Consider the following 25,194-nt stretch of genomic DNA (forward strand, 5'->3'; position numbering starts at 1 on the left):
TTTCAGGCCGCGCCTCACGGAGAGCCGCCGAAAGCGTTGTCAGATCTGCGCCCAGCCACCGTCGACGCACAATTCAGAGCCTGTGATGTAGGCCGAGTCATCGGAGGCGAGAAACAGCACTGTTTTGGCGATCTCATCGACCGTGCCGCTGCGGTGCATCGGAATTTGAGCATGCACCTGCACCTTCGTCTGCTCGATCATCTCTTCGCTCATGCCTGCTTTACGCGCCTGATCGGTATCGATGTAGCCCAGAGCCATGGCATTCACGCGAATCCCTTTCTCGCTCAGTTCCACGGTCAGCGAGCGTGCCAGCGAACGAATGGTGGCTTTCCCCGCGGAGTAGACGCTGACATAGGGGCGGCCTTGTCTGCTGAGCGTCGAGGTGTTGAGGATGATCGAGCCGCCGGAGTGCATGAGCGGAACGAGTTTCTGCACTGTGAAGTAGGTTCCCTTAAAGGTGTTGGCGATGGAAAAATCGAATTCTTCCTCCGACATGTATTCGAACAGGTTTGGCTTTGCCCCGCCGGCATTCGCAAAGATGATATCGACGCGACCATACTTTCTTTCGAGATGGTCGCGAAGCGCATCGATATCTGCAATCCTGGAAATATCGCTGCGGATGGCGTCGACACCATTGCCGATGCTTTGCGCCGCCGCATCCAGCGTCGCCTGATCGCGGCCAGTGATAACGAGTTTTGCGCCTTCTCGTGCGAAGAGCTTGGCTGTCGCCAGTCCCATTCCCGAGTTGCCGCCGGTGATGACTGCGATTTTACCGTCCAATTTACCCACATTCGTCTCCAATTTACGTCTGAAGACCCGGCATGGCGTGCAGGATTGCTGGAGCAGCGGGGCCGGAAGTTATATATGAAACATCCTTCAGCTTTTGGATTCGCTTATGGGAACGGGCTCTCCGCTACCGCTAACCCCCCGGAAATCCCCGCGTCAGGGCCGAGCCATCGCCACTGTCGACGCCATTTTCGAGGCAACCCTTCAGGTTTTGTCGAGCGATGGCCTCATCCGTCTGAACACCACGCGAGTGGCTCGCCGTGCCGGCGTTTCTGTGGGAACGCTCTACCAGTATTTCCCGAACAAGCTGGCCTTGCTCTTCGCGGTGCTGGAGCGACACCTCGAAATGCTGGCCGGCGCCATCGAGAAAGCGCGTGATCAAAACCGGTGCGCTGCGAAAGAGTTGATCGCCGAGCCCGTGGTGAAGGCCTATCTTCAAACGCAGTTGGCGCAGGCTGAGATTTCCCCAGCCCTCTATCGCATCGCCATGGAACTCGACGTCCGCGCGTTGATCGAGGCGGCGGTCCGGCGGAGCGCAGGGGCCATCGAGGCGATGCTGTCCACATCGGCGGACGGCCGTTTCGCCGATCCGGGCCTGCTTGCTCAAACCCTGGCGGCAGCGCTTTACGGAACCGTCCCGCCCTTCTGCCACCGCGTTTTGTCCGCGGCCGATGGTCTTGAGGCCGAAAGGCAGCTGACGACCATGTTTCGCTCATATCTGGTTGCGCAGCCGGAATTGAACGACCGGGAATGCGAGGTCAGCGAGCCGGGAATGCGCTGTGACCGATAAAGGCGCGGTCAGCTTATCGCCTCATGACCGTTCTCCCGCCGTCAGGCCAAGGCCCAACTGGGCGAGATAGTCTTCCAGCGCCGAAGCTTCACGGGATGCGACAATTGCGCCGATATAACCGTCCGGACGCACCAGCACGAAGTCGCCCGGCGTCAGGGCGTAGGCGTTAAGGAAGTGTCCGCTTTGATCGATGAGGTCGCCGCTCCCGCCGATCCTGTGAATATGTAATCCCTTGCGCGATGGCACGGCTGCCTGGTCGACCTCATAGCCGAGCAACGTCCAGTGCGTGCCCTTGTACAGTTCGAACAAACGTCTCGGCTGGCCGGCCGCAGCCATGAGCGGTGCATCGGGCGCACGGTTGCCTGCCAGCAGGCCGCCGCGCCGGGCCGGTTTTTCCAATGAGAGGGAAGATTCGGGATAGCCGATATCGAGCTGATGGACCTCGCGGCCACGCCTGAGATCGCCGCGCTTCAGCGCATCGAGAAGACCGGTGGCAAGACCGAGCATCGCCGCCGCGATCGGGCGGCGCTCTTGCTCATAGCTGTCGAGCAGCGCATCCGGCGCGCCGCCGGCGACCGCCGCCAGCTTCCATCCGAGATTATAGGCGTCCTGCACGCTGGTATTCAGACCCTGGCCGCCGGTCGGCGGATGCGTATGGGCGGCATCGCCGGCCAGGAAGACGCGGCCGAGCCGGTAGCGATCGGCAAGGCGGGCATTCATGTGGAAGGCCGACGCCCAGGAAACCGAGTGGACGTGAATATCGTCGCGGCCGGTGCGCTCCGCCACCAGCGCGGTCAGACCCGCCGCGGAAAGATCGATCTCACCTTCGAGCGGGATCGGTGCCTGGATCTGGAACAGCTCCGTTCCGGCGAGCGGGCAAAGCCCAATCTGCCGCTGCATATAGCCTTCGCCGAACCGATGCCAGGCGTCGCGATCCAGACCCGTCAGCATGACGTCGGCGACGATGGCGCGCACGCCGAGCGTCTTGCCGGGAAAGCCGATATCAAGCGCGTGGCGCACGAAGCTGCGCCCGCCATCGGCGCCGACCAGCCAGCGCACGCGGATCGTCTCTTGCCCGGACGGACCCTGGAGCCGCGCCGTCACGCCCGCATCATCCTGCTCGAAGCCGATGAGTTCACATCCGAAGTCCGGGCGGTACCCTAGTTCGAGGAGGCGCTCGCGCATCACGCCCTCGGTCTGGAACTGCGGCACCATCAGCGGAAAATGATAGGGCTCGGCAGGCGTCGGCTCCTCGCGCAGGACGGCGTCGGATTCGCTGAAGCTTCCATCGTCGCGATATTCCCGCTGCCGGGGATAGGCGCCGCCGAGCGCGACGATCCGGTCGAGGATGCCGAGATCCTCGAAGACTTCCTGCGTTCTCGGCTGAATGCCCTTGCCGCGCGAGCCGCGGAACGGGTCGTTCAATTTCTCGATTAGACGAAAGCTGACGCCGCGCCGCGCCAGCTCGATCGCCAGCGTCAGGCCAGCTGCACCGGCACCTGATATTAGCACGTCCACCGTAGAATTCTGTGTCATTGCCATCTCCATGTGTGTATTATGCACATAATAGGAGAATCGATATGCCGTCAAGAAATAATGTGCATAATACACATATGTCGGAAAGGCTGCGTGAACTGCATGGGGCTTTGATCGAGATTGTCAGCGTCATGAACCGGCCGCAGCGTGACGAGCAGATGGTGCGCGAGGCGGGGATATCACTCGATCGTGCGCTGTTTCCGCTGCTGGTCACGGTGGAACGCCTCGGCCCGATCGGTGTGGTCGAGCTCGCCGATCGCGCCGGGCGCGACTACACCACCGTCAGCCGTCAGGTTGCCAAGCTCGAAAGCCTCGGCCTGGTCGAGCGTCGCGGAAGTGCCGCCGATCGCCGCGTGCGCGAGGCGGTCATCAGCCCGAAAGGCAAGGCGATGACCGATCGCATCGACGTGGCGCGTGAAAGGATCGGCCGCGCCATCTTCGAGCGCTGGGACGAGCACGACTTCAATGAGCTCGTGCGGCTGATGCGGAAGTTTGCAGAGGATATCGGCGATGATACCGGCGGTAACGTGGCAGAGTCCCAGGGAGCGGGCGGGTGACGAGGGTGCGTCCCTGGGTGCGTCCCGAGGGCTCGCCTCAGCAAAACAGTTTGGCGGCGGTGACTTCGACTTCCACGAGGAATTCTAGGCGGGTGAAGCCGCTGACGATGATCAGCGTCGAGGCCGGCTTCGGATCGAGCGTATAGCGATCCCGCATGGCCATATAGGCGGGGAAATCCTCACGTTTCGTCACAAAACCTGAGATGCGGATGACGTCGGCAAAACTCATTTCCGCTTCGGCGAGAATTGCCTTGATGGCCTCGAAGCAAAGTTCTGCCTGAGCGCCGATATCCTCCGGCACTTTCTCGTCGAGACCGATGCCGAGCTGCCCTGAGGTCACGAGCAGCGAAGCGCCCGGCGGCACCAGCAGCCCGTGATTGTAATTTCCGAACGGACGGCGGACGGACGGGGGATTGAAAATCTTCTTCATAGGCCGTTCCTCAGTGCAACGAGGACGCTGCGGGCTCTTAAAACCGCTCCATCGCCGTCTTCACCTTCTCCAAAAAACTGGCCCGGCTTTCCGGCGTGCAGTTGTTCATGTCGTAATGGGCAAGAAAGGTGACCGGCCGCAGCGGATTGATCTGCGCCCTCAGCACACGCTTGACGATCTTCTTCGGCGGGTTGCCGGCGGCGAAGGCGCGAAACGGCGTCGCGCCGTATGTCAGCACCGCCGCGAGTTTCCTGATGTGGCGCAGCCGCGATTCCACCTTGCCGTCGACCAGTTCGAAGGAGACGCCAGGAAGCCAGACGCGATCAAAATAGCCCTTCAGGATCGCCGGGAAACCGAAATTCCAGATCGGCGTCACCAGCACCAGCGCTTCGGCCTGCTTCAGCCGCTCGACATAGGGTTTCACCAGCTCGGTATTGCCGGGATAATCGTGATAGGCGAGCCGGTCGTGTCGGGAGAGCACGGGATCGAAATTCTCGGCATAGAGATCGCACGCATCCACCTCGTGACCGGCCTTTTGCAGGCTCTCCAGCGTCTGTTTGTAGAGCGCCTTGCCGTAGCTTTCCTCGACCGGATGCGAGTGAAGAACCAGAACTCTCATCAGGCCTCCATGACGCTCGCGAGCCCCGGGAAGAGATAATTCTTGCCGGCATTGAAATCGAAATCGGGATTTTCCCAGGCGATCATCTTGCCGGGGTTCAACAGCCCTCTCGGGTCCGTTTCCTGCTTGAAGGCGAGCTGTACCTTGTCGGTGCGCTTCATGCCGCCTTCTTCAAGCGTATAACGATGCGGATTGAAGATCGGGCAGCCGTGATCCTGGTGGATCTTGATGATCTCCTCGAGGCGTTCCTCCGTGCTATAGCGCACCAACGGCAGGCCGGAGCACTGGATCTGACCGTCGAACCTGATGAATTCGAGATGGCCCGGCACTTCGTCGCCGAAGATCTCGACCATCTTGGCGACCTTGGCGACGTGATCCGGGCCCGGATACTGAACCTGCAGATAGGTGAAGCCGGGATCGACCTTCAAGGCACGCAGCGTCGTGTGGTTCCAGGCAAGCTCATAGGCATGCGGAATACCCTTCATGCTTTCGACCGTGTCGGAGCGGAAGATGATCTCGCCCTTGTGGGCGGCTGAAAAGGCGAGGAAGGCATCCATCGAATGCGGCGCGATCATCAGCACCACCACCGACTGGCCCTTGCGGATATAGGGTCTGTGGCGGGTGAAATAATCGTGCGGGATCGGTGCCGCGATCGGGGCGATTTCCTTGACGAGGATGCCGTTGCATTTTGCCAGCGCATCCGAGAAGCGCACCGAAGCCATGAAGTCGTCATGGCCGACAAGCACGTCGACCCAATCATAGGCAGGGGCGAGCGGCATTTCGATTTCGGTGATGATGCCGTTGGTGCCGTAGGCATGGCTGACCTTCTGCAGATCCCAGCCGGTTAGGTCGAGCACGCGCGGCTCGGCCTCCATGGTAACGACGCGCAGACGCAGAATATTGCCGAGATCGCGCAGTCCGCCCCAGGTGATCGAACCGACGCCGCCGGAGCCGCCGGCGACGAAGCCGCCGACCGTTGCCGTCTGCGCCGTCGACGGATGGAAACGCAGTTCCTGACCGGAATGCGCCTTGGTCTGCTTGTCGAGTTGAGCAATGACGATGCCTGGTTCGCAGACCACCCGACCGGGATGGATTTCTTTGATCCTGTCCATGGCGGCAAGGTTCAGCACGATCCCGCCGGAAAGTGGCATGGCCTGGCCGTAATTGCCGGTGCCGGCGCCACGCGGCGTCACCGGCACGCCATGGGCGAAGGCGACCTTCAGCGTTTGGATGACCTCTTGCTCGTTTTTCGGCGTGACGACGAGATCGGCCGTCACATTGTCGAGCTGCGCTTTCAGGATCGGCGAATACCAGTAAAAATCGCGGCTCTTCTGGCGCACCAGCGCCGGATTGTCCTCGATGGCGATGCCCTCGAGTTCCTTTTTGATCGTTTGATAATCCGGCATGTCAGGCTCCAACGATGTTATCGAGTTCACGGTAATCCGGCAGGCTGCGGTCGATCACCTTGCCGCGACGAAGCACGACGCGGTCGGACTGTGGACGGGAGAGAAATTCGCCCCAGCGCCGGGCGCTGAAGAGCACGAGATCGGCCAGCGCGCCGGCGGCGATGCGCCCCTTGTCGGGCCGGCCGAGAATATCCGCAGGCGAGGTAGTGACGACGCGCGCGGCCGTGTCCAGCGGGTGATCGAGATGCAGGACGCGGACTGCTTCACGCAACACCTCGACCGGGTCGAGATCGCCATAGGCATAGAAGGGATCGCGGGTATTGTCGGAGGCCACCGCTGTCGCAACGCCGGCGGCCGCCAGTTCCTTGAACAGGGTCACGCCGCGCCAGCGAGGGGTCCGGCCGGGATATCGGTCCTGCAGATAGAGGTTGCACATCGGCAGCGAGACAATGGAGAGGCCGGCCTTTGCGACGAGCTCGACCGTGCGTTTTGCCGCCTCCTCGTCCTGCCTGGCGAGCGAGCAGCAATGGCCTGCCGTCACCTTGCCGTCGAACCGGTTGCGCAGCACGGCTTGCGCGATCGCCTTCAGCGTCTCGGCGGCGGGATCGTCGCTTTCGTCGACATGAAGATCGACGTCGAGGCCCTTATCGGCGGCAGCCCTGAAAAGCACATCGAGCTGGCTGTCGAGATCGGGATTCATCCGGGTAACGCCGCCGATCAGCCCGCCTTTTTCGCGCACGACGGCAACCAGGTCAGCGAAATAAGCCGCGTCCACCATATTCTCCATCGGGAAGAGCGCCACCGCCTGCAGCGCGACCCTGTCTTTCCAGGCCTCGCGCATCTCGGCAAAAACCTCGAAGGAAATGCGGTGCTGCGGCGCCAGCGAATCGAGATGCGTGCGGATCAGGCTGGTGCCGTGCGCATAGGCCGAGCGCAGCGAGAATTCCATGCGCTTGCCGACATCCGCTGCCGACCAGTACGCCTCCCGGTCCGCTCGCACCGCGTCCAGGGCGCCAGTGAAGGTGCCGTCGGGATTGGCGTTGCGCGGCCAGATATGCCCCTTGTCGAGATGGGTGTGCATGTCGGTGAAGCAGGGCCAGACCATGCCGTCCTTCAGATCGGATCGTGGCAATTCCACCGGGGCTGCACCCGCCGGCAGCAGCGCGGAGATGACGCCATCGGCGATGACGATATCCGCCTTGACCAGCCCCTCGATCGCCGGCGCGTCAAATCCCTCGATGGCGACGGCAGGCAGCGTCGCATTGCTCAGCACGAAGCGGCCGGCATTGGGCGGCGAAATGAAGGAATGGGTCATCAGTTTTCCCGTTTCAGGCTGCTCTCATGCCAACGATGCAGGGCGAGCCAGGAAATGAACGAGGTGACGGCGAAGATCGCCACGCCAAGCAGGGAGAGCATCAGCAGCGCGGCGAAGAGGCGCGGAATGTTGAGCCGGTACTGTGCTTCGAGCAGCCGGAAGGCAAGGCCGGAGCCGGCGCCCGCCGAGCCGGCCGCGAATTCTGCGACGACGGCGGCAATCAGCGCCAGGCCGCCGCCGATCCTGAGGCCCGTCATGAAATAGGGCTGGGCGGCGGGCAGTTTGAGGAAGAGCAGCGTCTGCCAGCGCGAGGCGCCGTAAAGCTCGAAGAGATTGATGAGATTGTGGTCGACGCTCTTCAACCCCTGGACCATATTCGAAAGGATCGGGAAGAAGGCGACGAGGAAGGCGCAGATTAGCAGCGCCACCTGGGTCGACGGTGCATAAATCAGGATCAGCGGCGAGATCGCCACGACCGGCGTCACCTGCAGGATGACGGCAAGCGGATAGAAGGCAAGCTCGATCCAGCGCGACTGCACCAGGAAGATCGCAAAGCCGACGCCGCCGACAAGGGCCAGCATCAGCGACAGCAAGGTGATCTTGGTGGTGACCCAGAGGGCAGGGGCAAGCGTATCCCAGTCCGTTACGAAGGCGTTTGCGACGGCGGCCGGACCCGGCAGGATATAGGGCGGCACGCCTGAGAGCTTCACATAAGCATACCAGATCAGGACCAGCAGGCCGATAACGAGGAAGGGGATGGCGATGCGCAGCGCGAGATCGCGGCGTCTTGCGCCTGCTGCATTTACGGAAAGATGAAGGAGCCGCGGCGGCGTATCCGTTTCGTCATGCATCAATGCTCTCCCGCCGCGTTGATTGCCCCGATCAGCGAAAGGGAGACCGTCTCACAGGCCTTCCGGTATTCTTCCGAGGTGCGGTAATGCTCGTCGCGTTCCAGGCTGGTGGTCAGCGGAACATCGGCATGCACACGGCCGGGCCTTGCCTTCATCACCACGATGCGGTTCGAAAGATAGGCGGATTCATAGACCGAATGGGTGACGAAGATGACGGTGATGCCTGTCGTCTTCCACAGCCGCAGCACGTCGTCGTTCAGCCTCTGGCGGGTGATTTCGTCAAGCGCGGCGAAGGGCTCATCCATCAAAAGCAGCTTCGGTTTCGTGACCAGCGCGCGGGCGATCGAGACGCGCATCTTCATGCCGCCGGAAAGTTCGCGTGGATAGGCTTTGGCGAAATCCTGGAGGCCGACGGTGGTCAGCGCCTGCATGATCTCTCCATGCGCTGCCGCCTTCGAAACCCGCCTCAATCTCAGCGGCAGGTGGACATTGTCGAACACGTTCTTCCACGGCATCAGCGTCGGCTCCTGGAAGACGAAGCCGATATCGCCCTCCGGCAGGCCCCTGGCATTGATGCGCGAACTCGGCCAGTCAATCGCCCCCGACGTCACGTCACCAAGGCCGGCGATGATGCGCAGCGCTGTCGACTTGCCGCAGCCCGAAGGGCCGAGCAGGCTGACGAACTCGCCGCTTTCGACGGTGAGCGACATGTCGGAAAGGGCGACAGTGCCGCTGGAAAAGACCTTCGAGACCGACTGCATCACGACCAGCGGCCGCTTGCGCGTCTCTTGCGGGGATAAGGCCTGGGCCTTTGCTAACGGCATTGCCTGTCTCATTCACCAGGGGAGTATGCGGTCCGCCACCACAGGCGGACCATCGGCCGACGTCGGAGGTGCCTACTTCTTCATCGCCATTCCGATGCTCTTGCAGACGAATTTCGTCGTGAAGGCTTTGCCGTAATCGGTCTCCGGCTTGAACACCTTGATCGCCACCATCTCGTCGAAGAACGCCTTGTAATGCGCGTCGGTGATGCAGCCGATGCCCTTGTCCAGGCTGTCGCCGGATTCGATGATGCCGTATTCCTTCATCTTGGCGATCGAGTAGGCGATCTGGCCATCCGTCATTTCAGGATTGTCCTTCTTGATCAGCTCATTCGCCTTGCTGTTGTCGCCGTAGAGGTAGTTGTACCAGCCCTCGATCGAGGCATCGACGAAGCGCTGGACGACATCCGGCTTGCTGTCGATCATCGTCTGTGTGGTGGTGATCATCGTCGAATAGGGCGAATAGCCGTTGTCGGCGAGCAGGAAGACCTTCGGTTCGAAGCCGGCCTGCTTCTGGATCTCGTAGGGCTCGGAAGTGAGGTAGCCCTGCTGGGCGGATTCCTTGTCGGCAAGGAAGGGCGCGGGGCTGAAATTGTAGGGCTTATACTGCTCGTCCTTGAAGCCCTTGAAGTTCGCCTTCATCCATTCGAAATAGGTAAGGTAACCGTCCTTGCCGAGAAACAAGGTCTTGAGCTTGGCAAGATCCTCGAATTTGTCGATACCCGTATCCGGATGGGCGATCAGGACCTGCGGATCCTTCTGGAAGATCGCCGCGACATCGACGAGCGGGATGCCCTGTTCGACAGCCGAGATCTCACCCTGCGGCCCACCCATGTAGAAATCGATCTTGCCGGAAATCAGCAGCGCGCTGTTGGCCGCGTTCGGGCCGCCCTGCACGATCGTGACGTCGAGGCCGTGTTTCGCATAGGTGCCGTCGGCGACCGCCTGGTAGAAGCCGCCGTGCTCGGCCTGCGCCAGCCAGTTCGTTCCGTAGCTGACCTTGTCGGCCGCATGCGCCGCAACAGTAGCGACGAGCGCGCCACCAAAACCCATAAGGGCGGAAAAGACCGTATTCTTCAGTGCATTGGGCATGATCAGCGTTCCCCTTTTGAGTTCGCAACGCCTGTGATGACGTCGGATTTTCTTCATTGGAGCGATTGCTTTGCTCTTTGAAAAGCATCAAATTTCGTGCGCAACGATGCCTTTTTGGCATCTCAACGGCAGCCTGTGCCTAATTTGTGCGTCTGCTTTATTTTCATGCAACGAGGTTGCCATGCTGCATTCCCGAAAGCTCATCTACATCAATGAGATCGCCCGCACCGGTTCGATCCGCAAGGCGGCGGCGCGGCTGAATGTGGCGTCATCGGCGATCAACCGCCAGATTCTCGCGCTGGAGGAGGAAATGGGCGCGCCGCTCTTTGAGCGGCTGCCGCGCGGCCTGCGGCTGACGGCGGCCGGTGAACTCTGCATCGAACATATTCGCGAAGTGCTGAAGAATTACGAGCGGCTGGAAGGGCGTATCCGCAGCCTGAAGATGCAGCAGGCCGGCAAGGTCCGCATCGTTACCACGGTTGGCCTTGCCGCCGGCCCTCTGCCTGACATCATCGCTCGGTTCCAGTCGGAGCATCCGCGCGTCTTCATGCAGCTGCGCAATGACGCGGGCACGATGACGGTCACTCCGGTGCTGTCGGGCGAGGTGGATATCGGCCTCGGCTTCAACATTCCGGCGACACCGGGCATCCGAACGCTTGGCAGTTTCGATATCCCGATCGGCGTGGTGCTGCCGCCCGGCCATCACCTGATCGGTTCAGGCCCGATCAATCTGGCGGATATCGTCCAGGAGCGCCTGGTGCTGGCCCAGCAGGGCACCAGCCTGCGTGATGTGATCAATCTGGCCTTGGCGCGCCTCGACGTGCATGTCGAGCCGGTGCTTGAGACCAATGCGTCGGAGATGTTGAAGAAGCTGGTCAAATCGGGGGCGGGGCTGACGATACTAAATCCGCTCGACGTCATCACCGAATGCAGGCAGGGCGAGCTCGTTTTCCGGGCGATCGCCGAACCGCATGCGCGCCAGCAGCCGATGAAGCTTTTTGCCCGCGCCCGCGCGCCGCTCGATTCAGCCACCAGCTTGTTCGTCGAATACCTGCTCGCCGAACTTGCCGGCCTCGTGCAGGAACTGCAGGCCAAAGGTCATATCGTGATGGAAAAGCCTGTCGCACCTTAGAACAGGATTCATATTCTAGGGGTCGACCTAAATATGAATCCTGTTCTAAATTAAAGGGTTAGAGCATGATGTCGTCCGAAAACCGCACACACTTTTCGGCCTAATGCTCTTGGTCGCTTTCGCCGGCGTTATTGTGAATAGAGGCTGGAAAGCGGATAGCGCTTCAGGTCGGACAGCAACTCGATGAAGCCCTTGACCTGATGGCGGCAGATCGCTTCGCCTTTCTCCACCGTTCCGCGCGAGGCGTCGCCGACGACGCCGTGCGGATTGAGGTCGTGGGCGATCCAGGCAAGCGAATGCGGCGGCAGCGGCTGGATATATCTCGATTGTCCGCGCATCCATTCGGCCTTGGAGGTGAAATTCTGCGCCCTGTCCATCCGCACCAGATCGGGGCGGAAATAGAGCATCAGCGAGGTCTCGACCTCGCCCCCATGGATGCCGTATTTCAACTCGTCTTCGCCGATCATGCCTTCGGGATGACCGAAGCGGCCCCATTGCGTTGAGACGACGGCCATCTGACAGCGGACGCGCAACTCGCGCGCGACGATGCTCATGATGTCGACATTGCCGCCATGCGAATTGACGATGACCATCTTGCGAATGCCGGCTTCGGCAACCTTGGCGCCGATCGCCGTCCAGACGGGAATGAGCAGCTCAGCATCGAGCGACAGCGTTCCCGGCCCATAGATATGTTCGTTCGCCTTGCCGATCTCCTGCGTCGGCAGGACCAGAAAATCGAGGTCGTCGGGCTTCTGTTTCCGCAGTTCGGCCAGCATGCCGTTGGCGATCGCCACATCGGTCGCGATCGGCAGGTGCGGACCGTGCTGTTCGGTCGAGGCGATCGGCAGGATGGCAATGGTCGTGTCGGGCGAAAGTCCGGCGAAATCGGAGCTATTCAGTTCGTTCCAGTAAAATGGCATTGCCATCGCCGCGCCTCTCATTGCCGTTTCGACAGTGAGTAGGAAATATCGCTGCACGCGAAAAGCATCAATTTGCGCCCGCACCGATGCCTTTTTGCGGATGATGCAGCATCGGCCATCGCCCAGAGGGCGGGGCACTGTCATATAATCCCCGGATGCGCGAGGAATTCACTGGAGCCATTGCGCCGACGCGCCTGCAATGGTTTGCTGGCGTCTCTGCAATTTAACGCTCTCCGGTGATTCCCAATGTTCGATATTCTGTGGCGCGGCTTGGCGATCGGCGCCGGCGCAACCATCCTGATGGACCTCTGGGCGATCGTGCTCACCAAGGTCTTCGGCCAGACGGCGCCCAATTGGGCGCCGGTCGGCCGCTGGTTCTGGCATCTCCGCCGCGGCAAGGTCTTTCACGACAGCATCGCCGATGCCGAGCCCTATGCCAATGAACTGGCGCTCGGCTGGATCAGCCACTACGCCGTCGGCATTCTCTACGGCGTTATCTTCGCGCTCATCATGGGGCAGGGCTGGTTGGCCGTCCCGACATTTCTCCCCGCCTGGATATTCGGCATCATCACCGTCGGGGCAGGGTGGTTCCTGCTGCAGCCGGGCCTCGGCATCGGCTGGGCCGCTTCCAAACATCCGACCCCGAATAAGGTGCGGTGCTTCAATCTGCTGGCGCATACGGTGTTTGCGCTGGGGCTTTATGGGACGGCGTTGATCCTGCGTTGAGATTGCCAAAAACCCCTCCCCACAAGGGGGAGGGGCTAAGCTGTGGTGTCCGGCGGCGACCGAAAGCAGAGGTCGTATTGGCTGGTGCCGTTCGACGGATTGATACGATAGAGTTTATGTGAAGCGGTGCGGCATCTGAGTCCCTCCCCCTTGTGGGGAGGGGTCTTTGTTCCCCGCGAACCGAACAACTATCGCGCTGCCCAATTGGCGCCGCGGCGGAAAATCGTCTTCATCTCCGGCACGTCGAACTCCTTGGCCTGATGGCCGAGCGAGGAATAGAAAACCCGGCCCTTGCCGTATTTGCGCTTCCAGACGACCGGCATGACGACGCCGTCGATCCAGTAGGCGTGCTCGCCGGTGAATTTCGTCGTCGCCAGCACCTCGTTCGAGGGGTCGACATGCATGTAATATTGCTCCGACGTATAGGGGAAATCGGCAATCCCCTCCATCAGCGGATCGTCCGGCCGGGTGATGTTGACGGTATAGTCGATGATATTGCCGGGATGGGCCACCCACTGGCCGCCGATGATGAACTGGTAGTCGACGGAGTCGCGGAAGGCATCGCCTGCGCCGCCGTGATAACCGGCGATGCCGACGCCGCTTTCGACCGCGGCGGCGAGGTTCTTGACCTCCTCCTTCTCGATCTTCGACATCGTCATGATCGGCACGACCAGGCTGAGATCATGAACGGAAGGGTCGGCAAGGGCCTCGGTGCCGTGTTCGAGATAGACCTTGAAGCCGTCCTCCTCGAGCATCCCCTTGATGATTTCGGCGCATTCCTGCGGCTCGTGGCCGCTCCAGCCGCCCCAGACGATCAGTGCTTCACGCATAGTCATTCCTCCTGAAATTATTTCGCCAGCCGTCCGTCGACGATGGATTGCGATATGGGGGCAGGGCGCTCCACCGCCGTTGAGATCGCCACCGTCCGGCCGGTCTCAGACGCAGTGTGGAACGCTTCCATGACCTCCAGCACATGCAGCGCCAGATCGCCATTGGCGCGATGCGGCCGGTTGGAGCGGATCGCATGCGCCATGTCGGCGACGCCGAGCGAGCGGTAATTGCCATCGGCATAGGGAGATGTGAGGGGCTGATCCTCGAATTGGCCGCCCTTGCGCAGATATTCGACAGGGCCTTCAAATCTGTTGGGATCGGGCACAATAAGCGTGCCCTCGGTGCCGTAGACCTCGAGCGGCACATGCTTGTGGCCGGCGACGTCGAAGCTCATGGCGATCTGGACGACGGCACCGCCTGCAAAAGCCATCATGCCGGTGACATGGGTCGGCACGTGCACGGGAATGCGCTCGCCGTTGCGCGGCTCGCTTGATATCAGCCGTTCGGGCCGCGGCGTCGTCGCAAAGCCCGCCACTTGAGCGACCGGCCCGAGAAGATTGACGAGGTCGGTGATGTAATAGGGACCCATGTCGAGCATCGGCCCGCCGCCCAATTCGTAATAGAAGGCCGGGTTCGGATGCCAGCGCTCATGGCCCGGGCACATGAAGCTCGCCGAGCCGCCGACCGGCTGGCCGATGACGCCCTGGTCGATCAGCGCGCGCGCCGTCTGATGACCGCCGCCGAGGAAGGTGTCGGGGGCTGCGCCGATGCGCAGATTCCTGGCCTTGGCGGCCTCCGCCAATTTTTTCCCTTCCGCGAAATTAATCCCCAGCGGCTTTTCCGAATAGGTATGTTTGCCGGCCTCGAGCGCCTGCAATGCCACGGCAACATGGGCTTTGGGGATCGTCAGATTGACGATGATTTCGACCTTGGGGTCGGCGAAAAGCTCCTCGACCGTTCTGGCGGGAACATTGAATTCACGCGCCTTGGCTTCCGCCAGTTCCCGGTTGAGATCGGCGACGCCGCGGATGTCGAGAATGGGAAAGGACGCCATCGCTTTGAGATAGGCGCCCGAAATATTGCCGCATCCGATGATGCCGATACCGACTCTTTCCATGAATTCCTCCATCTGATCGTGATTGTGACACCCGTCAGAGTGCCGGCCCGGTGGTGCTCCAGGGCGATTCGTAGAGTTCGTAGAGCGCCACCGCAGCGGCACCCTGAGCCCAGAAATCATCGCTCGAATCGTCGAAGACGAGTTCGCTCACGCCCTTCAGTGAGGGCGGAATGGCAAGCGCATAGGCATCGCGCAGGCTGTTCAAAAAGGGTTCGCCGAGCGCCAGGCTCGACCCGACAAGGATGACGCGCGGCGGCGCAAACAGCGTAACGATATTGGCGATGGTCAATCCCACCGCTTCGCCGGCGCGGATGGCGGCGCCGATCAGCCGGTCGTCATCGGCCTTGATCAGGGCCTGGGCATGAGTCATGCCGCGCCCGAGCCGGATCGCTTCGGCAAAACGCCCGTCGGCCTGCTGTTCGCCGAGGATGGCGCTTTCGCCGGCCTGGCTGAACAGCCGCACCACGCCATTCGGCCCCATGCCGAGCACGAGGTCGCCGAGATTGTGGCTGAGACCGCCGGCGCCGCGGAACAGGCTGTTGCCGTGCAGCACACCGAGGCCCAGCGTCTGCTCCAATGAAATCAATACCATATCCTCGAGATCGCGCGCTTTGCCGAACCAGTGATGGCCAAGCGTGATGGCATGCGCGTCACTTTCGACGATGGTCGGCGTCGACAGCCGCGTCGACATCTCGGCGGCGAAATCGACATTGGTGTCCCGGAAGATCGGGCTGCTTCTGATGTAGCCGGTGCGGTGCTCGATGACGCCGGGAAAGCCGAGGCAGACGCTGTCGACATCTTCGAGCGACAGCCCGGCATCGACGACGCAGCGCCGCACGCCGTCCTCGACCAGATCGGCGATGACGCCGATCGGCTGCCGGTCGAGGCGGATCGGCAAAGCGAGTTTCGACAGCACGTCGCCGCGGAAATTGGTGACGACGAAGACCATCCGGTTGGCGGCGATCTTGCCACCGACGACGCGGGCGGCGTCGGGATTGAGCTCCAGCGCCACACGCGGCCTGCCGCGCACCGCCTCGTTGCGGATATCGCCTTCGTGGCGCGGCAGGATCAGCCCGTCGTCGAGCAGCGAGGCGGTAATGGCGGAAACCGTGGTGGTCGAGAGTTCGGTGCGTTCGCTGATCTCGATGCGCGAGATCGGACCATGGCGCCGGATGGTGTCGAGCACGTTCAAGCGATTGATCGCGCGCATCAATTCTGGATCTGCGGTCTTCATGAAAAACTAGCCGGCATCGTTCGTTGGGCGGAAGCCAATATTTTTAACGGGTTACGAAATAAATAGCAGGCAATCCCACGGACCTGTCAAGCACATTTGGTAAAAATAGCGGCAATTGGGTTGACATCCGGCAAAAGCTCCGGTGAATTAATCCGCATTGGGGAAAAATTGTGAGGATAGGTCCCCTGGGAGGAAAATCATGAATTTTATGCTGAAGAACGCCGCTTTCGGCGGCAGGCGCATCGTATCCATGGCCGCGGCAGCCGGCATGTTGCTGGCGGGTGCGGGTGCTGCCTCCGCGACGACGGTGGTCAAATGGTTGCATCTCGAGCTCGACCCGAAGAACGTCGCGGCCTGGGAAGACATCGTCAAGAAATACGAAGCCCAGCATCCGGACGTCGACATCCAGATGCAGTTCCTCGAAAACGAGGCCTTCAAGGCCAAGCTTCCCACGCTGCTGCAATCCGACGACGTGCCGGATTTCTTTTTCAGCTGGGGCGGCGGCGTGTTGAAGCAGCAGTCCGAGACCGGCGCGCTGCAGGATGTGACGGCAGCGCTCGATGCCGATGGCGGCAAGCTGCGCAAGGCCTACACGCCGGCCTCGGTCGACGGCCTGAGCTTTGAGGGCAAGACCTGGGCTATTCCCTACAAGGTCGGTCTGGTCAGCTTTTTCTACAACAAGGCGCTGTTTGCCAAGGCTGGCGTCAAGGCCGAAGACATCAAGACCTGGGCTGATTTCCTCGCTGCGGTGAAGAAGATCAAGGCGGCCGGCATCGTGCCGATTGCCGGCGGCGGCGGCGAGAAATGGCCGATCCATTTCTACTGGAGCTATCTCGTCATGCGCGAAGGCGGCCAGAAGGTCTTCGACGCCGCCAAGAACGGCGAGGGCGAAGGCTTCCTCGACCCCGCCATCATCAAGGCCGGTGACGACCTTGCCGAACTCGGCAAGCTCAAGCCTTTCCAGCCCGGTTATCTCGGCGCCACCTGGCCGCAGACGCTCGGCGTTTTCGGTGACGGCAAGGCGGCGATGATCCTCGGCTTTGAGGCCACCGAGGCCAACCAGCGCAAGAATGCCGGCGACGGCAAGGGGCTGGCACCGGACAATATCGGCCGTTTCGTCTTCCCGACGGTCGAGGGCGGCGCCGGCAAGCCGACCGATACGCTCGGCGGCCTGAACGGCTGGGCCGTCACCAAGAAGGCCTCCAAGGAAGCGATCGATTTCCTCGCTTTCCTGACGAGCGCGGAGAATGAACGGGCGATGGCCAAGGCCGGCATGTTGCTTCCCGTTGCCGTCGGCGCCGATGACGGCGTCGTCAATCCGCTGCTGGCCGAATCGGCCAAACAGCTTGCCGGTTCGACCTGGCATCAGAACTTCTTCGATCAGGATCTCGGTGCGGCCGTCGGCCGTGTCGTCAACGACGTCTCGGTGGAAATCGTCTCCGGCCAGATGAATTCCAAGGACGGCGCCCAGATGATCCAGGACGCTTTCGAGCTGGAACAATAACCGGCGCCCGCAGAGCCTTCCCGGCGCTCCAGATCCAGTGGAGCGCCGGCATTGCTGCCGACGAACGAAAGCAGGACCATGGCCAATATTTCAGTTCCCTCGATAACGACTGCCGCAAGGCCGGCACGAAGAGCCGCAAACAGCAGAAGTTCGGTCGCCCATGACCGGCTGGCGGTGCTCTTGCTGTTTCTGCCGCCGGCGCTGCTGCTCTTCACGCTCTTTGTCATCATGCCGATGGGCGAGGCGGCCTGGTACAGCCTCTACAAATGGAACGGCTACGGCACGCCGACCGAGTTCATCGCACTCCGCAATTTCCAGGTCCTGTTCCGCAATGCGGCCTTCACCCAGGCGCTGGTCAATAACGGCCTGATCATCGTCATCTCGATCTGCATCCAGGTGCCGCTCGCCATCTGGCTTGCGACCATGCTCGCCCACCGCATTCCGGGCGTCGTCGGCTATCGGCTGATCTTCTTCCTGCCCTATGTGTTGGCGGACGTTGCCGCCGGCCTGATCTGGCGCTTCGTCTATGATGGCGATTACGGCCTGTTTGCCGCCATTTCCAACTTCTTCGGCTTCGCCAATCCTTATGTGCTCGCCGACAAGGACCTGGCGATCTATGCCGTGCTCGGTGTCATCGTCTGGAAATATTTCGGCTTTCACATGATGCTGTTTATCGCAGGGCTGCAATCGGTCGACAAGAGCGTGCTTGAGGCGGCCGAAATCGATGGCGCCACCGGCTGGCAAAAATTCCGCTATGTCACGCTGCCGCTGCTCGGTTCGACCCTGCGCCTGTCCATCTTCTTCGCCGTCGTCGGTTCGCTGCAGCTTTTCGACATGATCATGCCGCTGACCGGCGGCGGCCCGTCCAACTCCACCCAGACAATGGTCACCTTTCTATACACCTATGGCGTCATGCGCATGCAGGTGGGTCTCGGCAGCGCCGTCGGCGTCGTGCTCTTCATCATCTGCGTAACGCTCGCCTTCGGTTACAAAAGGATCTTCATGCGCCATGACTGATACGAGCTCTTCCATCCGCATGCGCGCATCGACCCGCATCTACCTCTACGTGTCGCTGACCCTGATTGCCGCCATCGTGCTGATCCCGCTGCTGACGACGGCGCTTGGCGGCTTCAAGACGCTGGGCGACCTGCGCACCAATCCCTTCGGCCTGCCGACGGAATGGCAGTGGGCGAATTATACCGACATTCTGTTCGGCGAGCGCTACTGGCTGCAGATCGGCAATTCGCTGATCATTGCAGCGCTCACCGTGCTGCTGACGCTGATCGTCTCGTCGATGGCGGCCTTCGCCTTTGCCCATGTGCGCTTCTTCGGTTCGTCCTTCCTGCTCAATTATTTCCTGCTCGGCCTGATGTTTCCGGCAGCGACCGCGATCCTGCCGCTGTTCATCCGCATCCGCGATCTCGGCTTGCTGAATACCTATTGGGGTGTGGTGCTGCCGCAGGTCGCCTTCGGCCTCGGCATGAGCATCCTGTTGTTCCGGAACTATTTCCGCAACCTTCCGGAAGAATTGTTTCAGGCGGCCTTCGTCGATGGCTGCGGCTATCTCCGTTTCTTCTGGCATATCTCGCTGCCGCTCTCCCGGCCGATCGTCGCGACCGTCAGCATCATCTCCTTCGTCGGCAGTTGGAACAGCTACATCCTGCCGCTGATCATGCTGAACTCGGAATCGAAATATCCCTGGCCGCTCGGCATCATGGTCTATCGCGGCGAATACGGCACGGAATGGCAATTGGTGCTGGCCTTCATCACCCTGACCATCCTGCCGACAATCATCGTTTTCTTCGTCGCCCAGAGGCACATCATCGCCGGATTGACCGCCGGCGCCGTCAAGTCCTGAGCCGAACTATTGGAGTTGCAATCATGGCATCCGTTTCACTGCACGATGTAACCAAGGCCTATGGCGCCGTCGACGTTATCCACGGCATTTCGCTTCATATCGAGGATGGCGAATTCGTCGCCCTGGTCGGTCCGTCCGGCTGCGGAAAGTCGACGCTGCTGCGGATGATCGCCGGCCTGGAAGAAATCACCGATGGCGAGATCGCGATCGGCGGCAATATCGTCAACGCGATGACACCGCGCGAGCGCAACATCGCCATGGTCTTCCAGTCCTATGCGCTCTATCCGCATATGACGGTCGCCGAAAACATGGGCTTCAACTTGAAGCTCGCCGGCGTTGCCAAACCCCAGATCGAGGCCCGCGTTGCCGAGGCTGCCCGCATGCTCGATCTTGCCGAGTTGCTCGACCGCAAGCCGGCCCAGCTTTCCGGCGGCCAGCGCCAGCGCGTCGCCATGGGCCGCGCCGTCGTGCGCAATCCGGCCGTCTTCCTGTTTGACGAGCCGCTGTCCAACCTCGATGCGAAACTGCGCGTGCAGATGCGCTCGGAGATCAAGACGCTGCACCAGAAGGTGAAGACGACGTCGATCTATGTCACCCATGACCAGATCGAGGCGATGACGCTCGCCGACCGCATTGTCGTGCTCAATCAGGGCAGGGTGGAGCAGTCGGGCACGCCGCTCGAACTTTACAAAAAGCCGGCCAACCTCTTCGTCGCCGCCTTCATCGGCTCGCCGGCGATGAATATGCTCGACGGCACGGTGGAGGGTCAAAACGGCGCGCCCGCCGCCCGCCTCGAAGACGGCACAGCGATCCTTATTGCGCCCGACCGCCGGGTCAGGCCCGGCCAGGCCGTCACCATCGGCCTGCGCCCCGAACATCTCGTTCCCGGCCTGTCGGCCGGCACGCCGCTTGCCGGCCGCACCATGCTGGTGGAACCCACAGGCGCCCAGACCCATGTGGTCTTCGATCTCGCCGGCCAGCAGGTGACCGCCATCGTCGACGGTGAATACCCCGCCCGCTACGGCGCGGTGTTCGAGGCAAGCATCGCCAGCGACCAGGTGCATGTTTTCGACCGCGGCAGTGGCGTGGCGCTTTGATTGCTGCGCGCGTTTTGTGCGATAGGCTGTGGGCGTGATTTAACGGATGGCTGACAACGACAAAACCGCCGAGCAAGCCCGGCGGTTTTGTCGTTGAAAAGGTAACCCGCGACTACTCCGCCGCGATCCGCGAGACGCCGTTGGCCTGGACGATCTTTTCCAAGAGTGTCAGCTCTTCCGGGGTGAGGTCCGTCAACGGCGGGCGAACCGGGCCGGGGTTCTGGCCGAGGACGCGAAGACCCGCCTTGATGATCGAGACGGCATAGCCCTTCTTGCGGTTGCGCAAGGCGACGAAGGGGAAGAAGAAGCTCTTCAGGATTTCATCGACGGTTGCCTGGTCGCCGGTGCGAAGGGCGCCGTAAAAGCGCTGGGCCAGCGCCGGGACGAAGTTGAAGACGGCCGAGGAATAGGTCGTCACGCCGGCGGCGAAATAGGCTTGCGCATAGACCTCGTGGGTCGGCATGCCGCCGACATAGACCAGACGGTCGCCGAGCAGGGTGGTGATCTCGATGACCTTGTCGACATCGCCGACGCCGTCCTTGAAGCCGATCAGGTTCGGGCATTCGTCGGCGAGCCGCGCGATGCTTTCGGCCGTCAGGACGGCGTTGTCGCGGTTATAGACGATCACACCGATGCCAACCGATTGGCAGACTGCCTTCACGTGTGCGATCAGGCCGGCCTGTTCGGCAAACATCAGGTAGGGCGGCAAAAGCAGCAATCCGTCCGCGCCGGCCTTTTCCGCCGCCTTGGCGATTTCGATGGCGAGCGATGTGCCGTAACCGGTGCCCGAGATGATCGGCGTCTTGCCGGCCGAGGCCTTGGCGGCGCGGACGACCTGAGGGATTTCGGCCGGATTGAGGGAGAAGAACTCTCCCGTGCCGCCGGCGGCAAACAGCGCAGCCGCGTCATACCCCGAAAGCCATTCGACATGACGACGGTATTTTGGCTCGTCGAATGTGAGCTGATCGTCGAAATGCGTCACCGGAAACGAGAGGAGACCACTACCGACGGCCTTCTTCAATTCAATCGGGTTCATCATGAAGTCCTGTTCCTTAGCTGTTGAAATTGGCGGTCTCAGGCGCTTTCGAGCGTCTGCAGAAGGGCCGCGATATAGCCGTAGCAATAGGCGAATGCGGTGGCGGAAGGGTCCTTGCCGCTGACGGTCGGCACATGGTCGGGCATCAGCATGTATTTGAAGCCCACTTCCTTGTAGATCCTGGCCGAGCGGACCATGTCCATGTCGCCCTCGTCGGGGAAGGTCTCCATGAAGGAGAGCTTGCCGCCGCGAATATTGCGGAAGTGGACGTTGAAGATCTTGTTGCGCTCACCGAACCAGCGGATGACGTCGTCGATCTCCTTGCCGGGACTTTCCAGCATCTCGCCGATCGAGCCCTGGCAGAAATTGAGGCCGTGATAGGGGTTTTCCCGCATCAGCACGAACTTCTTCAGGCCTTCGACGGTGCCGAGCACCCGCGTGACGCCGCGAAAGCCGGGTGGCGTATAGGGATCATGCGGATGGCAGGCGAGCCTGACGCGGTTGCTTGCGGCGACCGGCACGACCCGTTCGAGGAAATAGTCGATCCGTTCCCAGTTTTCGTCTTCGGAGAGAACGCCGGCAAGACCGGGTGCTGCCTGCTGATCGGTCTTGTCCCAGCGGAAGCTGGCATTCATCGAGCCGCCGCGTCCCGGCTCATCGGGTGTGCGGGGAATGCCGATCAGGTTGAGATTGTATTTCACCGCCGGAATGCCGGCCGCTGCGGTATTCTCGATCAGCTTGCAGACGGCGTCGATCTGCCTGTCGCGCTCCGGGCCGGCGAGCAGAATATCGGGATAGGACGCCTTCTCGATCGGCTGCGAGGGCAGCGGCAGCTGGATCATGTCGAGGATCAGGCCGAAGCTTTCGACCTTGTCGCGATGGCGCTCGAGGTCTGAAAGCGTCCAACTGCTCGGTTCTCCCGGCGGATCGGCGTTGATATGCTTCACACCCAGTTGCGCGAAGATACGATAATCGTCGTCATCCCGCGCGGCGACCTGTGTTCCCAGATACATTTGAGCCTCTTTCGAAATTACACAATGTCATATGACATAATATGAATTTCGAAGAGAGTCGAGCCCTATTGCTGCTCGGAGAGCATCCGATAGCGACGTTGGCTGGCCATCATATGCGCACGCATCGCCTGGCGGGCGCGCTCCGGATCCTGATCGGCGATGGCCGACAGGATTTCGACATGCTCGGCATAGACCTTTTGCAGATAGTCGCGGTCATTGGCCTCCGGCAGCGTCGGAAACTGGCCGCGGGGGATCGCTTTGGGGCCGAATTGGCGCAGCACATCGACATAGAATCGGTTGTTGGTGGCGGCGGCGATCGCCATGTGGAAGGCGTAATCCGCCTCCACCGTTTGCTGCCCGGTCTCGATCAAGTTCGCCATCCGGCGGTTGGCCTCACGGATCGCCGCCTCCTGCTCGGCGGTGCGGCGATAGGCGGCAATCGCCGCCGCTTCACCCTCGGCCGCCATGCGAAACTCCAGCAACTCAAGGGTTTCGGGGATGCTTTTGATTTCCACCGGCGTCAATGGCAGCACCGATTGAGATTTCGGATCCGCGACAAACACTCCTTTGCCCTGGATCGGCTTGACGAAGCCGGCCGACCTGAGATCGGCGATCGCCTCGCGCACCACGGTGCGGCTGACGCCGAAGGTCGCTTCAAGCTGCGGCTCGGTCGGCAGCTGGTCACCGACCCGTAGCATGCCAGCCTCGATCTGCGCCCGCAGCTGATCGATGACCTGCTGCGCCAGTCTTTGCCGGCCACGGCCGAGTGTCGTCATTTTCTGTTCCCCAATCCCATTGCACTCAAGTCTCCCGTTCGGGCCTTGTCAATCGTATCTGACTTCGATAGATCATAATACGACATACGGTCGACATAATATGTCTTCTATAGTAATTCATGGAGGAGTGACAATGAAGCATTTTTCTAAAGGCCTGTTCCTCGGCGCCGTTTTCGGCGCCCTGACCATGGCTGCCCCGCAGCTGCAGGCTGCGACGCCGCAAGACCAGCTGGTGATGGGAACGTCGTTGGCCCAGGTTCTGTCCCTCGATCCGCAGCAGGCGACCGAGGGCAAAGCCGTTGAGATCATGTCGAATCTTTACGACCGGCTGGTCGCCAGCACGGCGGACGGCAAGATCCTTCCGCAGCTGGCGGAAAGCTGGAAGGTTGACGACAAGGGCATCACTTTTACGCTGCGCAAGGCCAATTTCGCGTCCGGCAACCCGGTGACTTCGAAGGACGTCGTCTATTCGCTGGGGCGGCTCTTGAAGATGGATCAGGCCGCAGCCGCCAACCTCAAGCGCGTCGGCTACGACAAGAACAATGTCGACAAGCTCGTCAAGGCGGTCGACGACCAGACGGTGCGTATCGATCTTTCCGACCAGGTGACGGCGGAGCTTCTGCTCTACCGGCTGACGACGACCACCACCAGCGTGGTCGACAGCGTCGAGGTCGAAAGCCACGCCGTCGACAATGACTATGGCAATGCCTGGATGCGAACGCATTCGGCCGGTTCCGGTCCATTCACCCTCAACCGCTGGTCTCCGAACGAGCTGGTCATTCTCGACGCCAACAAGGGTTATGTCGACGGCGCTCCGAAGATGCGTCGCGTCATCGTCCGCCATGTGCCGGAAAGCCAGGTCGAGCGGCTGATGCTGGAGCGCGGCGATATCGATATTGCCAGTGCGCTGACAGCCTCCGATCTCGCGACATTCCAGGCCAAGCAGGGTTTTGCCATCCAGCGCATTCCGACAGGCGGTTTCTACGTGCTGTCGATGAATGCCGGCAACCAATTCCTCTCCAACCCCAAGGTCCGCGAGGCAATCGCCTACGGCATCGACTACAAGGGCATCGAGAAGACGATTATGGGCCCCTACGGACGGGCGAGAACCGTGCCCGTGCCGGAGAATTTCGAATATGCTATCCCGAGCCCGGATTGGCAGCTCAACGTCGAGAAGTCCAAGCAGCTGCTGGCAGAGGCGGGTTATAAGGACGGCTTCTCGCTGACGCTGAAGACAATCGCCCAGACACCGCGCATCGATCTTGCCACCGCCATTCAGGCTTCCCTTGCCCAGGTCGGCATCAAGATCGACATCCAGCAGGGCAACGGTTCGGAAATCATCGCCGCCCATCGCGCCCGGGATTTCGATCTGCTGATCCCGCAGACCAGCGCCTACATGCCGAACGTGCTCGGCTCGATGGAGCAGTTTTCCTCAAATCCCGACAACTCGAAAGAGGCCAACAATGCCGGCAATTTCGTCTGGCGGTCGGCCTGGGATATTCCCGAGTTGACGGCGCTGACGGCGAAAGCATCGATGGAGCCGGACGCCAAGAAGCGCGGCGAACTCTACGTGCAGATGCAGAAGATGTTCGTCGAACAGAAGCCGGCGGTGCTGCCGATGTTCGAGCGCTTTGAGCCGATCGTCCTGACCGGCAAGGTCCAGGGATATGTCGGACATCCGTCTCAAATGACGCGTCTCGAGAACGTAACCAAGGTCGAAACCCAGTAAGACTCGGGAGGACAGCCG

General features: G+C 61.3%; 25 protein-coding genes and 1 pseudogene. 10 read left to right on the plus strand and 16 right to left on the minus strand.

Annotation, left to right across the window (positions count from 1 at the left end):
- Positions 1-39: 39 nt before the first annotated feature.
- A complete protein-coding gene (locus OS035_RS19655; protein WP_097625410.1) occupies positions 40-789 on the minus strand; it encodes an SDR family oxidoreductase in 750 nt (249 codons plus the stop codon).
- A 106-nt stretch (positions 790-895) separates the two neighbouring features.
- Between OS035_RS19655 and OS035_RS19660 the strand changes: the two are divergent.
- Both OS035_RS19660 and OS035_RS19665 read left to right on the plus strand, forming a co-directional pair.
- Positions 896-1,102: pseudogene (locus OS035_RS19660) on the plus strand (TetR/AcrR family transcriptional regulator); the annotation flags it as partial.
- Between the two features lie 30 nt (positions 1,103-1,132).
- On the plus strand, positions 1,133-1,576 hold the full coding sequence (locus OS035_RS19665) for a hypothetical protein (protein WP_246828211.1): 444 nt from the start codon (positions 1,133-1,135) through the stop codon (positions 1,574-1,576).
- 21 nt (positions 1,577-1,597) lie between these two features.
- Here the strand turns inward: OS035_RS19665 and OS035_RS19670 are convergent, their stop codons facing one another.
- Positions 1,598-3,112, minus strand: coding sequence for an FAD-dependent oxidoreductase (locus OS035_RS19670; RefSeq protein WP_097625412.1), 1,515 nt, complete (start codon positions 3,110-3,112; stop codon positions 1,598-1,600).
- A gap of 44 nt (positions 3,113-3,156) precedes the next feature.
- Here OS035_RS19670 and OS035_RS19675 point away from each other — a divergent pair, with 44 nt between their 5' ends.
- The gene (locus OS035_RS19675; protein ID WP_097625413.1) at positions 3,157-3,669 is read left to right on the plus strand and encodes a MarR family winged helix-turn-helix transcriptional regulator; all 513 of its coding nucleotides are present in this window, start codon (positions 3,157-3,159) and stop codon (positions 3,667-3,669) included.
- Between the two features lie 37 nt (positions 3,670-3,706).
- Here OS035_RS19675 and OS035_RS19680 read toward each other — a convergent pair whose 3' ends face one another.
- The 7 genes from OS035_RS19680 to OS035_RS19710 all read right to left on the minus strand — a co-directional run bounded on the left by OS035_RS19680 (position 3,707) and on the right by OS035_RS19710 (position 10,203).
- The gene (locus tag OS035_RS19680) at positions 3,707-4,099 is read right to left on the minus strand and encodes a RidA family protein (RefSeq protein WP_097625414.1); all 393 of its coding nucleotides are present in this window, start codon (positions 4,097-4,099) and stop codon (positions 3,707-3,709) included.
- A 37-nt stretch (positions 4,100-4,136) separates the two neighbouring features.
- Positions 4,137-4,718 (minus strand): NAD(P)H-dependent oxidoreductase, encoded by a 582-nt coding sequence (locus OS035_RS19685; protein WP_097625415.1) that lies wholly within the window; start codon positions 4,716-4,718, stop codon positions 4,137-4,139.
- Positions 4,718-6,124, minus strand: a complete 1,407-nt coding sequence (locus OS035_RS19690; RefSeq protein WP_097625416.1) for an FAD-binding oxidoreductase — start codon at positions 6,122-6,124, stop codon at positions 4,718-4,720. The genes OS035_RS19685 and OS035_RS19690 overlap by 1 nt, the downstream gene beginning before the upstream one ends.
- Position 6,125: 1 nt before the next feature.
- On the minus strand, positions 6,126-7,439 hold the full coding sequence (locus tag OS035_RS19695) for a cytosine deaminase (RefSeq protein WP_183777712.1): 1,314 nt from the start codon (positions 7,437-7,439) through the stop codon (positions 6,126-6,128).
- Positions 7,439-8,290 carry an ABC transporter permease gene (locus tag OS035_RS19700; protein WP_097625418.1) on the minus strand — a complete coding sequence of 284 codons (852 nt, stop codon included), beginning with the start codon at positions 8,288-8,290 and terminating at the stop codon, positions 7,439-7,441. Before OS035_RS19700 ends, OS035_RS19695 begins: the two co-directional genes overlap by 1 nt.
- Complete coding sequence (locus OS035_RS19705) at positions 8,290-9,114, minus strand: ABC transporter ATP-binding protein (RefSeq protein WP_097625419.1); 825 nt, start codon at positions 9,112-9,114, stop codon at positions 8,290-8,292. The genes OS035_RS19700 and OS035_RS19705 overlap by 1 nt, the downstream gene beginning before the upstream one ends.
- Positions 9,115-9,186: 72 nt before the next feature.
- Complete coding sequence (locus OS035_RS19710) at positions 9,187-10,203, minus strand: ABC transporter substrate-binding protein (RefSeq protein WP_097625420.1); 1,017 nt, start codon at positions 10,201-10,203, stop codon at positions 9,187-9,189.
- Between the two features lie 181 nt (positions 10,204-10,384).
- On the opposite strand from OS035_RS19710, the gene OS035_RS19715 reads away from it, so the two are divergent.
- Positions 10,385-11,335, plus strand: a complete 951-nt coding sequence (locus OS035_RS19715) for a LysR family transcriptional regulator (RefSeq protein ID WP_097625421.1) — start codon at positions 10,385-10,387, stop codon at positions 11,333-11,335.
- A 128-nt stretch (positions 11,336-11,463) separates the two neighbouring features.
- On the opposite strand, the gene OS035_RS19720 is transcribed toward OS035_RS19715, so the two are convergent.
- Positions 11,464-12,261, minus strand: a complete 798-nt coding sequence (locus OS035_RS19720) for a creatininase family protein (protein ID WP_097625422.1) — start codon at positions 12,259-12,261, stop codon at positions 11,464-11,466.
- Between the two features lie 240 nt (positions 12,262-12,501).
- Between OS035_RS19720 and OS035_RS19725 the strand changes: the two genes are divergently transcribed.
- The gene (locus OS035_RS19725; RefSeq protein ID WP_097625423.1) at positions 12,502-12,981 is read left to right on the plus strand and encodes a DUF2938 domain-containing protein; all 480 of its coding nucleotides are present in this window, start codon (positions 12,502-12,504) and stop codon (positions 12,979-12,981) included.
- 188 nt (positions 12,982-13,169) lie between these two features.
- Here the strand turns inward: OS035_RS19725 and OS035_RS19730 are convergent, their stop codons facing one another.
- Genes OS035_RS19730 through OS035_RS19740 form a run of 3 tightly spaced genes read right to left on the minus strand, consistent with a single transcriptional unit; the run spans position 13,170 to position 16,163 of the window.
- A complete protein-coding gene (locus OS035_RS19730) occupies positions 13,170-13,811 on the minus strand; it encodes a ThuA domain-containing protein (RefSeq protein WP_097625424.1) in 642 nt (213 codons plus the stop codon).
- A gap of 17 nt (positions 13,812-13,828) precedes the next feature.
- Positions 13,829-14,929, minus strand: a complete 1,101-nt coding sequence (locus OS035_RS19735; protein ID WP_097625425.1) for a Gfo/Idh/MocA family protein — start codon at positions 14,927-14,929, stop codon at positions 13,829-13,831.
- 34 nt (positions 14,930-14,963) lie between these two features.
- On the minus strand, positions 14,964-16,163 hold the full coding sequence (locus OS035_RS19740) for an ROK family transcriptional regulator (protein WP_097625426.1): 1,200 nt from the start codon (positions 16,161-16,163) through the stop codon (positions 14,964-14,966).
- A gap of 199 nt (positions 16,164-16,362) precedes the next feature.
- On the opposite strand from OS035_RS19740, the gene OS035_RS19745 reads away from it, so the two are divergent.
- The 4 genes from OS035_RS19745 to OS035_RS19760 all read left to right on the plus strand — a co-directional run bounded on the left by OS035_RS19745 (position 16,363) and on the right by OS035_RS19760 (position 20,622).
- A complete protein-coding gene (locus OS035_RS19745; RefSeq protein WP_331813988.1) occupies positions 16,363-17,667 on the plus strand; it encodes an extracellular solute-binding protein in 1,305 nt (434 codons plus the stop codon).
- Between the two features lie 78 nt (positions 17,668-17,745).
- Positions 17,746-18,684 (plus strand): carbohydrate ABC transporter permease, encoded by a 939-nt coding sequence (locus OS035_RS19750; protein WP_097625471.1) that lies wholly within the window; start codon positions 17,746-17,748, stop codon positions 18,682-18,684.
- Entirely contained in the window at positions 18,677-19,525 is an 849-nt protein-coding gene (locus tag OS035_RS19755) for a carbohydrate ABC transporter permease (RefSeq protein ID WP_097625428.1), read from the plus strand. The genes OS035_RS19750 and OS035_RS19755 overlap by 8 nt, the downstream gene beginning before the upstream one ends.
- A 23-nt stretch (positions 19,526-19,548) precedes the next feature.
- Positions 19,549-20,622 (plus strand): ABC transporter ATP-binding protein, encoded by a 1,074-nt coding sequence (locus tag OS035_RS19760; RefSeq protein ID WP_097625429.1) that lies wholly within the window; start codon positions 19,549-19,551, stop codon positions 20,620-20,622.
- Between the two features lie 112 nt (positions 20,623-20,734).
- Here the strand turns inward: OS035_RS19760 and kdgD are convergent, their stop codons facing one another.
- The 3 genes from kdgD to OS035_RS19775 form a co-directional block, all read right to left on the minus strand.
- Complete coding sequence (gene kdgD / locus OS035_RS19765) at positions 20,735-21,661, minus strand: 5-dehydro-4-deoxyglucarate dehydratase (protein WP_097625430.1); 927 nt, start codon at positions 21,659-21,661, stop codon at positions 20,735-20,737.
- Positions 21,662-21,696: 35 nt separating this feature from the next.
- Positions 21,697-22,671 (minus strand): mannonate dehydratase, encoded by a 975-nt coding sequence (locus OS035_RS19770; RefSeq protein WP_097625431.1) that lies wholly within the window; start codon positions 22,669-22,671, stop codon positions 21,697-21,699.
- Between the two features lie 65 nt (positions 22,672-22,736).
- Positions 22,737-23,447, minus strand: a complete 711-nt coding sequence (locus tag OS035_RS19775) for a FadR/GntR family transcriptional regulator (RefSeq protein WP_097625432.1) — start codon at positions 23,445-23,447, stop codon at positions 22,737-22,739.
- 133 nt (positions 23,448-23,580) lie between these two features.
- Here OS035_RS19775 and OS035_RS19780 point away from each other — a divergent pair, with 133 nt between their 5' ends.
- Positions 23,581-25,176 carry an ABC transporter substrate-binding protein gene (locus OS035_RS19780; RefSeq protein ID WP_097625433.1) on the plus strand — a complete coding sequence of 532 codons (1,596 nt, stop codon included), beginning with the start codon at positions 23,581-23,583 and terminating at the stop codon, positions 25,174-25,176.
- The last annotated feature ends 18 nt before the right edge of the window (positions 25,177-25,194 follow it).

Source organism: Rhizobium sp. 268 (assembly GCF_036571585.1).
GTDB classification, from domain to species: Bacteria; Pseudomonadota; Alphaproteobacteria; order Rhizobiales; family Rhizobiaceae; genus Rhizobium; species Rhizobium redzepovicii.